This window comes from Herbaspirillum camelliae (assembly GCF_001929405.1).
Classification (GTDB): domain Bacteria; phylum Pseudomonadota; class Gammaproteobacteria; order Burkholderiales; family Burkholderiaceae_D; genus Herbaspirillum; species Herbaspirillum seropedicae.
The window spans coordinates 488,462-501,943 of the sequence record NZ_KV880769.1 but is presented as its reverse complement, the minus strand read 5'-3'; the positions used below and the strand labels follow the sequence as shown (position 1 = coordinate 501,943).

Below are 13,482 nucleotides of genomic sequence, written 5' to 3'. Positions count from 1 at the left end.
TGGCCATCCGGCCCCGGTATCGGTCAATTGACCGACCCGCTTGTGGCGGACTGGATGTGCGCGCATTGTGGTCGAGCGCACCGGGCCCGCCCAGTTACACGAATGGTTGATTGCCCGTGCGTGCCGCTTACCGCTAAAGTGTCGGGATGCCCGACGCCATTCACCCTGCCGCCCCTGTTTCCTCGCCCACTGTTCCCGCCCAGGTGGCCGTGCGCGCGCTGGCGCTGGCTGGCGACCTGAGCATGGGGCAGCCACCCGACCAGTCAGTGCGAGCGGCGCGTCTGGCGGTGCGGCTGGCGCAACTGCAGGGCGCCGACGAATCCACCGCCAGGCATGCGGCGCTGGTGTCCTTGCTGCGCTGGTCGGGATGCACGGCCAACGCCGCCGGTTTCGCCACGCTCCTGGGAGACGATGTCGGTGGGCGCGAGGCCATGCTGCGCCAGGGCTTGCCCGAGGGGCATCCCTTGAACTTCGCCAATATCGCACCGCTGGCGCATATCCATTGCGAAGTGGCCGGCGAGGTGGCCGCCCTGCTGGGGCTGCCCGGCCCGGTGGAGACCGGCCTGCGCCATGTCTGGGAGCACTACGACGGCAGCGGTGCGCCGCGCCAGCTCACGCACGAAGCGATCCCGCCGGTGGTCTATCTCACCAGCCTGGCCGGTGACCTGGAAATCCTCTCGCGCACCCATCCCGTTTCGGCGGCCTGCCAGATGATCCTGCAACTGGGCGGGGTCAAGTATCCGAGCGCCATGGCCCAACTGGCCGTGGCGCATGCGCCTGCGCTGCTGGCTGCGCTGGAGCAGGCTGGCGATATCGATGCAGACCTGCCGGCGCATCCGGTGGCGCTGAGCATCGTGGCCGAACTGATTGAATTGAAGCTGCCCTGGTTGACCGGCTACTCGCGCCGTGTCGCCGAGCTGGCAGTGCGCGCAGCCGCCCTGGCCGGCCTGGACCCGGAACAAGGGCAGCGGCTGGAACGGGCCGCGCTGTTGCACGGCATTGGCCGCGCCTCGGTCTCCAACACCATCTGGGAGCGCCCGGGCCGGCCCAGCGCCGCCGACTGGGAACGTATCCGCCTGGCACCCTATTGGACCGCCCGCGCCGGCGCGCTGATTCCGGCCCTGCGCGATGAGGCCGAGCTCGCCTCCCGTCTCTATGAACGTCTCGACGGCAGCGGCTATTTCCGCAATCTCGACCATGACAGCCTGGCGATGCCCGCGCGCCTGCTGGCAGCAGCGGCGGCCCTGGCCGCCTTGTGCGCGCCGCGGCCCTGGCGCAGCGCCATGAGCGAGCTCGATGCATGCCAGCAATTGCAGGCCGACGCCCAGGCCGGGCTGTTCGACCCTCAGGCGGTCCAGTGGGTCGTGGCGGCTGCGGCCGGACAGGGCGGGGCGGCGCCGTCGCTGCCCAGGCGCTTGCTCTCCGAGCGCGAGGCCGAGGTATTGCGCCGCATCAGCCTGGGCGAGAGCAACAAGGAAGCTGCCCGCGCCATGCAGATCAGCCCGTCCACCGTGCGCACCCATGTCGAGAGCATCTTCCGCAAGCTCCAGTGTTCCACTCGCGCCGCGGCCACCCTGAAGGGTTTGAGCCTGGGGCTGATCTGATGCCGTAGTTCTACGGCAGGGCGACCCTGCGCAGGACCTGCCCAGATGGGCGGCTCATTTTTGAGCCGGTTTCGCTGTGTTGCAGCAATTCTTTCCAAAAGCGAGTCCAGTTGTCAGACGACAGGTACTTTCCTGACAAAATGTCAGTTTGTCTCCGGATGGATTGCGAGCGTCATAGTTGTGGGCGTAAATCCTTGAATTTGCGGGATATTTATCTGGCGCTTGCGACTCTTTTTGATTAAATTGGCGCCTGTTCAGAAAACGTTTACTACAACTGAGAGTTTTTTCGTCTCCCTCTCGGGTCTGCCTGATCCTGTCTCATCAGATGAGCGGATGAAAGCGGTGCAGCTCAGGCGGGCGGCAGTACAATTTCCTGTTGCGCTGCAAAAAATCAAACTGGCTGCTTATTTGCCACAAATGCCCTGCAAGTGCCTGAGATAAGGCCTTGATCTGGCTGCAAAAGGTTTGACTTACCGGAAAACGAACCTTTATAATCGCCGGGCTTTTAAGCTGCCGTCTGCTCGTAAAGAGTGCGGCGCATGCACGATATTGGATAGATATGCTGCGCATCATTCTCTTGCAGCTCGTAACCACGGCCGTCGTCACCCTGGTGGCGGGCATGCTGGGCGGACTTCCGGCGCTTTGGTCCGCATTGTTGGGAGGCGTCTGCTGTGTCGTTCCCAATGCCCTGTTTGCACTGCGACTTCATGTCAGTGCGCAGAAACCCGGTGGTACCAACCCGATGACGTTTTTCTTCGGGGAATTTATCAAGATTGCTACGACTTTTGCGCTCATGGGCGCGATCGTTTGGTTGTACCACGGTGTTCACTGGCTCGCATTTTTGCTGAGCTTCATCGTGGTGCTTAAGAGTTATTTCATTTTACTGTTTAGACACCGACCATGACCGTAGAAGCCGCAGAGCACGCGCCCACAGCCTCTGAATATATTGTCCACCACCTCGGACACCTCTCCACCCAGCATCAGACCAAGATCGTCGATTTCTCGATCCTGAACGTGGATACCATCTTCTGGTCCGTGTTCTGCGGTGTCATCGCCTGCTTCTTCATGTTCCTGGCCGCCCGCAAGGCGACCTCGGGTGTGCCGGGCCGCTTCCAGGCCTTCGTCGAGATGGTCGTCGAAATGGTGGAAGACCAGTCCAAGGCCATCGTCCACGGCGACCGTACCTTCATCGCCCCGGTGGCGCTGACCGTGTTCGTCTGGGTGGCCCTGATGAACTCGCTGGACTTCCTGCCGGTGGACCTGGCCTCCGGCATCCTGGGCCTGTTCGGCCTGGGTGAAATGCACCACCGCATCGTCCCCACCGCCGACCTCAACGGCACCCTGGGCATCGCCCTGGGCGTGCTGGCCCTGATGCTGTACTACAGCGTCAAGATCAAGGGCGCCGGCGGCTTCATCCATGAACTGTTTGCAGCACCCTTCGGCATCTGGCTGGCTCCGTTCAACCTGCTGCTGAACATCATCGAATTCGCCGCCAAGACCGTGTCCCTGGGCATGCGACTGTTCGGCAACATGTATGCAGGCGAACTGTTGTTCCTGCTGATCGCATTGCTGGGATCGACCGCGACCGCATTCGGCTTCATCGGCCATGTGATCGCCGGTTCTATCTGGGCAATTTTCCACATCCTGATCGTGTTGCTCCAAGCATTCATCTTCATGATGTTGACACTGGTTTACCTGGGCCAGGCGCACGAAGCGCACTAACACAAGGCTTGCAGTACCTGTTTTTCAGTTTGTTTTTTGGTTTTGTATTTAATTTAACTTTTCTTAAGGAATTGTCATGACTGATGTCTCTTTCGTTGCTCTGGCTTGCGGTTTGATCATTGGCCTGGGTGCTATCGGCGCTTGTATCGGTATCGCGATCATGGGCGGTAAGTACCTCGAAGCATCCGCACGTCAGCCTGAACTGATGAACACCCTGCAAACCAAGATGTTCCTGCTGGCTGGCCTGATCGACGCGGCCTTCCTGATCGGCGTTGGTATCGCCATGCTGTTCGCATTCGCAAATCCGTTCATCGCCAAGTAATTCGCGCTTCATAGCCGATTCTCATCTGCCGGACGATTGGTTCCGGCACTCGTTATTCTGAGAAGGAAATTACCGTGAACTTAAATGCAACATTGATTGCACAGTTCGTGGTCTTCTTCATCCTCGCCGGCTTCACGATGAAATTCGTGTGGCCGCCGTTGATTAAGGCGCTCGACGAACGCGCCAAGAAGATTGCGGACGGGCTGGCAGCCGCTGACCGCGGTAAGGCCGATCTGGCCGCCGCCGAAAAGCGTATCCAGGGCGAACTGGCATCGGCACGTGATGAAGGCCAGAAGCGCATCGGCGAAGCCGAAAAGCGCGCTCAGCTGATCATTGAAGAAGCCAAGAAGACGGCCGCTGAAGAAGCTGCCCGCATCATCGCCAACGCAAAGGCGGACGCTCAACAGCAAGTGAACCAGGCGCGTGAAGAACTGCGCGGCCAGGTCGCAACGCTCGCCGTCAAGGGCGCGGAACAGATCCTCAAGCGCGAAGTGAATGCGGCTGCTCACGCCGACTTGCTGAATCAACTGAAGACAGAGCTGTAATATGGCCGAACTCGCAACGATCGCTCGTCCTTACGCCGAAGCCTTGTTCCGTGTGGCCAAGGCAGGCAGCCTGGCAGCCTGGTCCGATCTCGTCGACGAGATGGCCCAGGTGGCGGCGCATCCCGAGGTGCAGGCCCTGGCGCAGAACCCTTCCGTATCGCATGACAAGCTGGCAGAAGTGTTTGCCGCTGCCCTGAAGACCCCGCTGTCGGTCGAGGCGACCAATTTCGTCAAGACCCTGGTCGACAACGGCCGCCTGGTCCTGCTGCCGCAGATCGCCGAACAATTCCACGTGCTCAAGAACACGGCGGAAGGTGCGGCCGATGCCAACATCGTGAGTGCCTTTGAGCTCAGCGACGCCCAGGTCAAGGATGTGGTCTCGGCACTGGAGAAGAAGTTCGGCCGCAAGCTGAATCCCTCCGTGACGGTCGACAGCAGCTTGATTGGCGGTGTGCGCGTCGTGGTCGGCGACGAAGTGTTCGATACCTCCGTGCGCGCGAAGCTGCAGCAGCTGCAAGCTGCTCTGGCCGCGTAAATGCCTCTGCCTGGCTAAGCGAAAGAACAATTTTTAGGAGTTAGTATGCAACTCAACGCATCTGAAATCAGCGAGCTGATCAAGAGCCGGATCCAAGGCCTTGGCGATACCGCTGAGATTCGCAATCAGGGCACGGTCATTTCCGTGTCCGACGGTATCTGCCGTATCCATGGTCTGTCCGACGTGATGCAAGGTGAGATGCTGGAATTCCCGGGCAACACCTTCGGCCTGGCGCTGAACCTGGAGCGTGACTCGGTGGGCGCCGTTATCCTGGGCGAATACGAACACATTTCCGAAGGCGACGTCGTCAAGTGCACCGGCCGTATCCTGGAAGTGCCGATCGGTCCTGAACTGAAGGGCCGTGTCGTGAACGCACTGGGCCAGCCGATCGACGGCAAGGGTCCGATCAACGCCAAGCTGACCGCCCCGATCGAAAAGATCGCTCCGGGCGTGATCGCGCGTCAGTCCGTGTCGCAGCCGATGCAGACCGGCCTGAAGTCGATCGACTCCATGGTGCCTGTTGGCCGTGGTCAGCGCGAGCTGATCATTGGTGACCGCCAGACCGGCAAGACCGCTGTTGCGATCGACGCCATCATCAATCAAAAGGGTCAGAACATGACCTGCATCTACGTTGCGATCGGCCAGAAGGCTTCGTCGGTCAAGAACGTGGTGCGCGCACTGGAAGCGCACGGCGCGATGGAATACACCATCGTCGTGGCCGCGACCGCCTCCGAATCGGCAGCGATGCAATACGTGTCGGCCTACTCGGGTTGCGCCATGGGCGAATACTTCCGCGATCGCGGTCAAGACGCCCTGATCGTCTATGACGACCTGTCCAAGCAAGCCGTGGCCTACCGTCAGGTCTCGCTGCTGCTGCGCCGTCCGCCGGGCCGTGAAGCCTATCCTGGCGACGTGTTCTACCTGCACAGCCGTCTGCTGGAACGTGCTGCGCGCGTGAACGCCGACTACGTCGAGAAGTTCACCAACGGCGAAGTCAAGGGCCAGACCGGTTCCCTGACCGCACTGCCGATCATCGAAACCCAGGCAGGTGACGTTTCGGCCTTCGTTCCGACCAACGTGATCTCGATCACCGACGGCCAGATCTTCCTGGAAACTTCGCTGTTCAACGCCGGTATCCGTCCTGCGATCAACGCCGGTATCTCGGTGTCGCGCGTCGGTGGCGCTGCCCAGACCAAGGTCATCAAGGGCCTGTCCGGCGGTATCCGTACTGACCTGGCGCAGTACCGTGAGTTGGCCGCCTTCGCGCAGTTCGCTTCCGACCTGGACGAAGCCACCCGCAAGCAGCTGGACCGCGGTGCGCGCGTGACCGAACTGTTGAAGCAGGCTCAGTACACCCCGCAATCGATCTCGATCATGGCTGTCACCCTGTTCGCCGTCAACAAGGGCTACATGGATGACGTCGAAGTGAAGAAGATCCTGGCCTTCGAGTCGGCTCTGCACAACTTCATGAAGACCAGCCACGCTGACCTGCTGAAGAAGATCGAAGACACCAAGCAACTGGATAAGGATGCTGAGGCAGCCCTGGCAGCCGCCATCGCTGACTTCAAGAAATCCGGCGCGTACTAATTCTTACTGAAGCTATAAGGAGTCTTACTCATGGCTACAGGTAAAGAGATACGTGGCAAGATCAAGAGCGTAGAAAATACGAAGAAGATCACCAAGGCGATGGAAATGGTCGCGGCATCCAAAATGCGCAAGGCGCAGGACCGGATGCACGCAGCCCGCCCGTACAGCGACAAGATCCGCAACATTGCGGCCAACCTGTCGCAGGCCAATCCGGAGTACGTGCACCCGTTCATGGTCCAGCAGGATACGGCCAAGCGCGTTGGTTTCATCGTCGTCACGACCGACAAGGGTCTGTGCGGCGGCATGAACACCAACTCGCTGCGTCTGTTGACCAACAAGTTCCGTGAACTGGAAGGCCAGGGCAAGGCTATCGAATCCGTCGCCATTGGCAACAAGGGTTTGGGTTTTCTGAATCGCATCGGCGCCCGTGTGGCCGCCAACGTGACGCAACTGGGTGATACGCCGCACCTGGAAAAGCTGATCGGCCCCGTCAAGGTGCTGCTCGACGCTTACCAGGAAGGCAAGCTGGACGCGGTGTACCTGGTGTACACCAAGTTCATCAACACGATGAAGCAGGAAGCCACCCTGCAGCAACTGCTGCCGCTGACCAGCGACAAGCTCAAGGCTGACGAGGGTACGCACTCCTGGGACTACATCTATGAGCCCGATGTGCAATCCGTGGTGGACGAACTGCTGGTGCGTTACGTCGAAGCGCTGATCTATCAAGCCGTCGCCGAGAACATGGCCTCCGAGCAATCGGCGCGCATGGTCGCGATGAAGGCCGCCAGCGACAACGCAGGTAGCGTGATCGGCGAGTTGAAGTTGGTCTACAACAAGACTCGTCAGGCCGCCATTACCAAAGAGCTGTCGGAAATCGTCGCCGGTGCGGCTGCGGTCGGCTGATCAGCTGGCGTAGCGCAGCGAAACAGAATTTAAATTTTATCTATTGAAGGAACGAAAATGGCTGATGGCAAAATCGTTCAGTGTATCGGCGCTGTGGTGGACGTGGAGTTTCCGCGCGATGCGATGCCCAAGGTTTACGATGCCTTGAAATTGGAAGGTTCGGATCTGACCCTGGAAGTCCAGCAGCAGCTGGGCGACGGCGTGGTTCGTACCATTGCGCTCGGTTCGTCGGACGGTCTGCGCCGCGGCCTGACCATCTCGAACACTGGCAAGCCCATCACGGTGCCTGTCGGTACCGCGACCCTGGGTCGCATCATGGACGTGCTGGGCAACCCGATCGATGAATGCGGTCCGGTCTCGCACGAGCAAACCGCGTCGATCCACCGCAAGGCTCCCGCGTACGACGAACTGTCGCCCTCGCAAGAGCTGCTGGAAACCGGCATCAAGGTCATTGACCTGGTCTGCCCGTTTGCCAAGGGTGGTAAGGTCGGTCTGTTCGGTGGCGCCGGTGTGGGCAAGACCGTGAACATGATGGAACTGATCAACAACATCGCCAAGGCGCACAGCGGTCTGTCCGTGTTCGCCGGTGTGGGTGAGCGTACCCGTGAAGGTAACGACTTCTACCATGAAATGGCAGAAGCCAAGGTGGTGGACCTGGAAAACCCGACCAACTCCAAGGTCGCCATGGTCTACGGCCAGATGAACGAACCGCCGGGCAACCGTCTGCGCGTGGCGCTGACCGGCCTGACCATCGCGGAAGGTTTCCGTGATGAAGGCAAGGACGTGCTGTTCTTCGTCGACAACATCTACCGTTACACCCTGGCCGGTACCGAAGTGTCCGCGCTGCTGGGCCGTATGCCTTCGGCCGTGGGCTACCAGCCGACGCTGGCCGAAGAAATGGGCCGCCTGCAAGAGCGTATCACCTCGACCAAGACTGGCTCCATCACCTCGATCCAGGCCGTGTACGTCCCTGCGGATGACTTGACCGACCCGTCGCCGGCAACCACCTTCGCCCACTTGGACTCGACCGTCGTTCTGTCGCGTGACATCGCCTCGCTGGGTATCTACCCCGCCGTCGATCCGCTGGACTCGACCTCGCGCCAGCTGGACCCGCAAGTGGTCGGCCAGGAACACTACGAGACCGCCCGTGCGGTCCAGGGTACCCTGCAGCGCTACAAGGAACTGCGTGACATCATCGCGATTCTGGGCATGGACGAACTGGCTCCGGAAGACAAGCTGATCGTGGCACGTGCTCGTAAGATGCAACGTTTCCTGTCGCAGCCCTTCCACGTCGCCGAAGTGTTCACCGGTTCCCCGGGCAAGTACGTTTCGCTGAAGGACACGATCAAGGGCTTCAAGATGATCGCCAGCGGCGAACTGGACCACCTGCCGGAACAAGCGTTCTACATGGTCGGTACCATCGACGAAGCAATCGAAAAGGCCAAGAAGATCAACTAAGACTGACCACGCCGTGGTCGATAACCGGTGCACAACCGGATGCGGCCATGGCAGGTAAGTAATCATTGATTCATTGGCGCCGCCCCTGTTCACAGGGGCGGTCAATCGACTAGGAAACGACATGGCACATACTATTCACGTGGACGTGGTCTCGGCGGAAGAGGAAATCTTCTCCGGCGAGGCAGAATTCGTCGCGTTGCCGGGCGAAGCGGGTGAACTGGGTATCTATCCCCGTCACACCCCGCTGATCACGCGCATCAAGCCAGGTGCTGTCCGTATCAAGGTCCCGGGTCAGGCACACGAGGAATTCGTGTTCGTGGCCGGCGGCCTCTTGGAAGTGCAGCCCGACGCCGTGACCGTGCTGGCCGACACCGCCATCCGTGGTGCCGACCTGGACGAAGCCAAGGCTGCTGAAGCCAAGCGTCTGGCCGAGGAAGCGCTGGTCAACCGCGACTCCAAGATCGACCACGCCGCAGCCCAGGCCGAACTGGCCGCCGCTGTGGCACAGCTGGCAGCGATCCAGAAGTTGCGTCAGAAGCGCTGATCGTTCGGCGTGTCCTTGCCTCGGCAGGGCCGACAGCAGTAAATCAAAAGGCAGCCTCGGCTGCCTTTTTTCTTGCCCGTGCGGGTCGCAGCGGCAGCGATGGCGCTGCGATGGAACATCAGTGCAGTCCGCGTATCACTGACTCGCGACGCATCTGCTGACAAAGGCTGACCCGTGCTCGACCAAGGCCAAGCTGCAGCGCAGCTCATCATTAATCTGCATCAACCGAACTGCATGCGCGCCTGCCGCCTTCGCGCTGATCGGGTAAAGTGAGTCCTTCGACACGCCAGTGTGAGGCTCACCCGCTGGCGTAAATCATTTAGTGTATTTGCCCACCACAGCAGGAGCAGACATGTCTTCAGCCGTTGCGCCGTCGTCCACTTCTTCCCTTCCTTCACACGTTCACGGCAAGCCCATCATTGCCGTGGTTGGCTTGTCCAATCGCCCCGAGCGGGCCAGCTTCGATGTGGCGGCCTATCTGCAGGCGGCGGGCTATCGCATCGTCGCCGTCAATCCCATGTATTCCGGACAGACCATTCTGGGCGAGTATTGCCACGCCTCGCTGGCTCAGGCCGGTGCCATGCTGGCGCGCAAAGGCTTGCGCATTTCCATCGTGGATTGCTTCCGCAAGTCGGCCGATATCCCGCCGGTGGTCGAGGAGGCCATTGCCATCGGCGCCGATTGCGTCTGGATGCAGCTCGACATCGTCAATGAGGAAGCGGCCGTACTCGCACGCTTGGCCGGCCTGAAGGTGATCATGGACAAGTGCATCAAGATCGAACACGCCATGGGGCAGTTCCACGGCGTGTTGTAATCCCCGGGACTGGCGCAAGCCGGTCCTTTCTCATAACGATAAAGCGAGACAACATGGCAAAAAAGATCGGCCCGCAATTCCTCGTCCATCCGAAATTCGTTCTCAAGGAAACCGAAGCCACCACCAAGCCGCTCTCCAGCGGCGACAAGGAAAAGGATCGCGCCAACGTGCAGCGCCTGTCCGGCCTCATCGGGCTGCAACAGCAGATGCTCTACGCCGGCCACAAGCACAAGGTGCTGGTGGTGCTGCAAGGCATGGATACCAGCGGCAAGGATGGCACCGTCAATGACGTGTTTGCCGCCGTCAATCCGCAGGGGATCCGCATCACCAACTTCAAGGGCCCCACGGCCATCGAACTGGCGCACGACTACCTCTGGCGCGTGCATGCGCAGGTGCCGGTGGCGGGAGAGATTGCCGTATTCAACCGCAGTCACTACGAGGATGTGCTGATTACCCGCGTGCACGACTGGATCGACGACAAGGAATGCCAGCGCCGCTATCGCCATATCAACGACTTCGAACGCATGCTGTGGGAAACCGGGACGGTGGTGTTGAAGTTCTTCCTGCACATTTCCAAGGCCGAGCAGAAGGCGCGTTTGCAGTCGCGCATCGATGATCCCAACAAGCACTGGAAATTCGATCCCCAGGACCTGGCCGAGCGCGAGCACTGGGATGCCTACCAGGCGCGCTATCAGGAAGTCCTGCGCGCCACCAGCACGCTGCATGCGCCCTGGTACGTGGTGCCGGCGGACTCCAAGAGCCATCGCAACCTGGTGGTGGCCAATGTGGTCCTGGAGACACTGCAAAAGCTCAAGCTCAAGTTCCCCGATCCCAAGCCCGAACTCAAGAATCTCAAGTTCGACTGAAGCCGGGGCCGGGCCAGCCAGGCTCAGCTTACTTGAGCCACTTGTCGAAGATCAGCTGATACTCGCCAGTGGCCTTGGCCAGGTGCAGCCAGGTATCGACATAGGCCTTGAAGGCGACGTCGCCGCGCGGCAGCAGATAGGCCTTCTCGGCGAATTGCAGCGGCTGGTCCGGCGTGACCGGGCACAGTTCGGGATGCAGCTTGGATTGCCACAGGGTCTCGCTGGCGTCGGTGACCATCACGTCGGCCTTGCCATCGACGATCTGCTGGAAGATGGTCACGTTGTCGGGATGCAGCGTCAGCGTGGCGCGCTTGTAGCGGGCGCGGGCGAAGCGTTCATTGGTGCCGCCCGGATTGACGATGGCGCGCGTGCCGGGCTGGTCGATCATGTCGAAGTTGCGGAACTTGTCCTTGTCGGCGCAACGGATGATGGGGGCTTTTCCGTCGACCATGGTCGGTTCGGAGAAGGCCGCCTTGCGTGCGCGGTCCAGGGTGATGGAGACCCCGCCCATGGCGATGTCGCACTGGGCGATGAAGTCATTCATCAGGTTGGTCCAGGTGGTCTTGATGAATTGCGCTTCCACGCCCAGCGACTTGGCCAGGGCCTGGCCCAGCTCCACGTCCATGCCCTCGAAGCTGTGGTCGGGCCGGTAGTAGGTGAAGGGCTTGTAGTCACCCGTCATGCAGATGCGCAGCTTGCCCGCCTTGATGACCTGGTCCAGGCGGGAGGCTGGCGCTGCGGCGGCGTCATCGGCCAGGGCCGGCGACAGTGACAGGGACAATGAAAGGGCGGTCAGGCCGACCAGCAGGGCGGCGCGGATGAAGCGAGTCATGCAATCTCCTCGTGGATGGGTAGGGCGGCGGTTTTCTTGTTGATCTGAAGACAGGGAATGCCGGCTGCATGGACGTTCATGCAGTGCGCAGATCATAGCAAAAGCCGCGCCTGCCGCCGCCGTTTTGCCTTGCCACGACTTGCGTCAATGTCCGCGCAGGCCAACAGCGACAATTAGCCGGAAAGCCGAGGTCGCAGGATGCGATAATGCCGCTTTGCCGTCAGATCGTATTGCAGGCCGACCATGTCTTCTTCTTCTATGTCCACCTTCGCTCCGCTCAAAAACGATACCTTCCTGCGCGCCTTGCTGCGCCAGCCCACCGACTACACCCCGATGTGGCTGATGCGCCAGGCCGGCCGCTATCTGCCCGAGTACCGCGCCACGCGCGCGCGCGCCGGTTCCTTCATGGGCCTGGCGACCAACCCGGATTACGCCACCGAGGTGACGTTGCAGCCACTGGAACGTTATCCGCTGGACGCCGCCATCCTCTTCTCCGACATCCTGACCGTGCCCGACGCCATGGGCCTGGGCCTGTACTTCGCCGAGGGCGAGGGCCCCAAGTTCCAGCGTCCCTTGCGTGACGAGGCCGCCGTCAAGGCGCTGCGTGCGCCCGACCTGGGCAACCTGGATTATGTCTTCAAGGCCGTCACCCAGATCCGCCGCGAGCTCGATGGCCGGGTGCCGTTGATCGGCTTTTCCGGCAGTCCCTGGACGCTGGCCTGCTACATGGTCGAAGGCGGCGGTTCGGATGACTTCCGCCTGGTCAAGAGCATGCTCTACAGCCGCCCCGATCTGATGCACCATATCCTCAAGACCAACGCCGAGGCCGTCGCCGCCTACCTCAACGCCCAGATCGATGCGGGTGCGCAAGCGGTGATGATCTTCGATACCTGGGGCGGTGCGCTGGCCGATGGCGTCTACCAGCAATTCTCGCTGTCCTATATGCAGCAGGTGGTCAGCCAGCTCAAGCGCGAGCAGGGTGGTCAGCAGGTCCCGGTGATCGTCTTCACCAAGGGCGGCGGGCTGTGGCTGGAACAGATCGCCGCCATCGGCGCCGACGCCGTCGGGCTGGACTGGACCGTCAACCTCGGCCAGGCGCGCCAGCGCGTGGGCGACAAGGTGGCCTTGCAGGGCAACCTGGACCCCAACGTGCTCTTCGCCGGCGACGAGGCCATCCGCGCCGAGGTGCGCAAGCTGCTTGAGTCCTTCGGTCGTCCGGGAGCGGGCAGCGGCCATGTGTTCAACCTCGGGCACGGCATCTCCCAGCACACCCCGCCCGAGGCGGTCACGACCCTGGTCCAGGCCGTGCATGAGATCAGTCGCGGCTTGCGCGCCTGAGTTTGCGCGTATTTGTCGTTATCTGTTCGCATTTGTGCGCGACGCCAAAACAATGTGAACGTTCTTGCATACCTGGCCCGACTTATGCACATACTGGCCAGTATTCCAATTGAGAATAAAATTTATTGGCGTTGGAAAACTGCAGCCGGGTTGATGCTCTAAGTCATTGATTTTATTGGCCTAATTTTGCTGCCGACAGACGTTGGATGAGCTGGGAGCCGCTGCTGCCGTGGCTCTCGGACTTGTCAAGCCCCACTTGTCAACAAAGTTATCCACAGGGCGTGTGCATAAGGCGTAAAAGCGTTTACAAAACCGTCGCTTACCGGCGTGTTTGAAGGTTTACTTTAAGTTTGTAGGACAGGCGGCGACATTTCCCGCCAGAAAAAGCCTTTCATTTTTTGTCGGCGAGCTC

At 60.7% G+C, this 13,482-nt stretch carries 14 protein-coding genes; 13 read left to right on the top strand and 1 reads right to left on the bottom strand.

Going from position 1 to position 13,482, the window contains the following annotated elements; all coding sequences use genetic code 11:
• Window positions 1-146: 146 nt before the first annotated feature.
• The 12 genes from BGK68_RS02280 (at window position 147) to BGK68_RS02225 (ending at window position 10,900) form a co-directional block, all read left to right on the top strand.
• Window positions 147-1,604, top strand: coding sequence for an HD domain-containing phosphohydrolase (locus BGK68_RS02280; protein ID WP_075255749.1), 1,458 nt, complete (start codon window positions 147-149; stop codon window positions 1,602-1,604).
• A 559-nt stretch (window positions 1,605-2,163) separates the two neighbouring features.
• A complete protein-coding gene (locus BGK68_RS02275) occupies window positions 2,164-2,508 on the top strand; it encodes an ATP synthase subunit I (RefSeq protein ID WP_075255748.1) in 345 nt (114 codons plus the stop codon).
• The gene (gene atpB, locus BGK68_RS02270; RefSeq protein ID WP_039783516.1) at window positions 2,505-3,326 is read left to right on the top strand and encodes a F0F1 ATP synthase subunit A; all 822 of its coding nucleotides are present in this window, start codon (window positions 2,505-2,507) and stop codon (window positions 3,324-3,326) included. The genes BGK68_RS02275 and atpB overlap by 4 nt, the downstream gene beginning before the upstream one ends.
• A gap of 76 nt (window positions 3,327-3,402) precedes the next feature.
• Window positions 3,403-3,648: a F0F1 ATP synthase subunit C gene (gene atpE, locus BGK68_RS02265; protein ID WP_006461334.1), complete on the top strand. Its 246-nt coding sequence runs from the start codon at window positions 3,403-3,405 to the stop codon at window positions 3,646-3,648.
• Between the two features lie 74 nt (window positions 3,649-3,722).
• Complete coding sequence (locus BGK68_RS02260; protein ID WP_075255747.1) at window positions 3,723-4,193, top strand: F0F1 ATP synthase subunit B; 471 nt, start codon at window positions 3,723-3,725, stop codon at window positions 4,191-4,193.
• Between the two features lies 1 nt (window position 4,194).
• Window positions 4,195-4,728, top strand: a complete 534-nt coding sequence (locus tag BGK68_RS02255; RefSeq protein WP_075255746.1) for a F0F1 ATP synthase subunit delta — start codon at window positions 4,195-4,197, stop codon at window positions 4,726-4,728.
• Window positions 4,729-4,773: 45 nt separating this feature from the next.
• The gene (atpA, locus tag BGK68_RS02250; protein ID WP_075255745.1) at window positions 4,774-6,315 is read left to right on the top strand and encodes a F0F1 ATP synthase subunit alpha; all 1,542 of its coding nucleotides are present in this window, start codon (window positions 4,774-4,776) and stop codon (window positions 6,313-6,315) included.
• Window positions 6,316-6,345: 30 nt separating this feature from the next.
• Window positions 6,346-7,218, top strand: coding sequence for a F0F1 ATP synthase subunit gamma (gene atpG / locus BGK68_RS02245; RefSeq protein ID WP_075255744.1), 873 nt, complete (start codon window positions 6,346-6,348; stop codon window positions 7,216-7,218).
• A gap of 57 nt (window positions 7,219-7,275) precedes the next feature.
• Window positions 7,276-8,676, top strand: a complete 1,401-nt coding sequence (gene atpD / locus BGK68_RS02240; RefSeq protein WP_008332979.1) for a F0F1 ATP synthase subunit beta — start codon at window positions 7,276-7,278, stop codon at window positions 8,674-8,676.
• Window positions 8,677-8,797: 121 nt separating this feature from the next.
• Window positions 8,798-9,220, top strand: a complete 423-nt coding sequence (locus BGK68_RS02235; RefSeq protein ID WP_013236284.1) for a F0F1 ATP synthase subunit epsilon — start codon at window positions 8,798-8,800, stop codon at window positions 9,218-9,220.
• Between the two features lie 352 nt (window positions 9,221-9,572).
• A complete protein-coding gene (locus BGK68_RS02230) occupies window positions 9,573-10,034 on the top strand; it encodes a CoA-binding protein (protein ID WP_075255743.1) in 462 nt (153 codons plus the stop codon).
• Between the two features lie 53 nt (window positions 10,035-10,087).
• A complete protein-coding gene (locus BGK68_RS02225; RefSeq protein WP_075255742.1) occupies window positions 10,088-10,900 on the top strand; it encodes a polyphosphate kinase 2 family protein in 813 nt (270 codons plus the stop codon).
• Between the two features lie 28 nt (window positions 10,901-10,928).
• Here BGK68_RS02225 and BGK68_RS02220 read toward each other — a convergent pair whose 3' ends face one another.
• Complete coding sequence (locus BGK68_RS02220) at window positions 10,929-11,732, bottom strand: transporter substrate-binding domain-containing protein (protein ID WP_075255741.1); 804 nt, start codon at window positions 11,730-11,732, stop codon at window positions 10,929-10,931.
• A 258-nt stretch (window positions 11,733-11,990) separates the two neighbouring features.
• Here BGK68_RS02220 and hemE point away from each other — a divergent pair, with 258 nt between their 5' ends.
• Window positions 11,991-13,070: a uroporphyrinogen decarboxylase gene (gene hemE / locus BGK68_RS02215; protein WP_075255740.1), complete on the top strand. Its 1,080-nt coding sequence runs from the start codon at window positions 11,991-11,993 to the stop codon at window positions 13,068-13,070.
• Window positions 13,071-13,482: the final 412 nt, after the last annotated feature.

Coding starts and splice junctions, on each gene's coding strand:
- BGK68_RS02220 (WP_075255741.1), bottom strand. CDS start 11,732: ATGACTCGCTTCATCCGCGCCGCCCTGCTGGTCGGCCTGACCGCCCTT.
- BGK68_RS02230 (WP_075255743.1), top strand. CDS start 9,573: ATGTCTTCAGCCGTTGCGCCGTCGTCCACTTCTTCCCTTCCTTCACAC.
- BGK68_RS02275 (WP_075255748.1), top strand. CDS start 2,164: ATGCTGCGCATCATTCTCTTGCAGCTCGTAACCACGGCCGTCGTCACC.
- BGK68_RS02235 (WP_013236284.1), top strand. CDS start 8,798: ATGGCACATACTATTCACGTGGACGTGGTCTCGGCGGAAGAGGAAATC.
- hemE (WP_075255740.1), top strand. CDS start 11,991: ATGTCCACCTTCGCTCCGCTCAAAAACGATACCTTCCTGCGCGCCTTG.
- atpA (WP_075255745.1), top strand. CDS start 4,774: ATGCAACTCAACGCATCTGAAATCAGCGAGCTGATCAAGAGCCGGATC.
- BGK68_RS02255 (WP_075255746.1), top strand. CDS start 4,195: ATGGCCGAACTCGCAACGATCGCTCGTCCTTACGCCGAAGCCTTGTTC.
- atpE (WP_006461334.1), top strand. CDS start 3,403: ATGACTGATGTCTCTTTCGTTGCTCTGGCTTGCGGTTTGATCATTGGC.
- atpB (WP_039783516.1), top strand. CDS start 2,505: ATGACCGTAGAAGCCGCAGAGCACGCGCCCACAGCCTCTGAATATATT.
- atpG (WP_075255744.1), top strand. CDS start 6,346: ATGGCTACAGGTAAAGAGATACGTGGCAAGATCAAGAGCGTAGAAAAT.
- BGK68_RS02225 (WP_075255742.1), top strand. CDS start 10,088: ATGGCAAAAAAGATCGGCCCGCAATTCCTCGTCCATCCGAAATTCGTT.
- BGK68_RS02280 (WP_075255749.1), top strand. CDS start 147: ATGCCCGACGCCATTCACCCTGCCGCCCCTGTTTCCTCGCCCACTGTT.
- atpD (WP_008332979.1), top strand. CDS start 7,276: ATGGCTGATGGCAAAATCGTTCAGTGTATCGGCGCTGTGGTGGACGTG.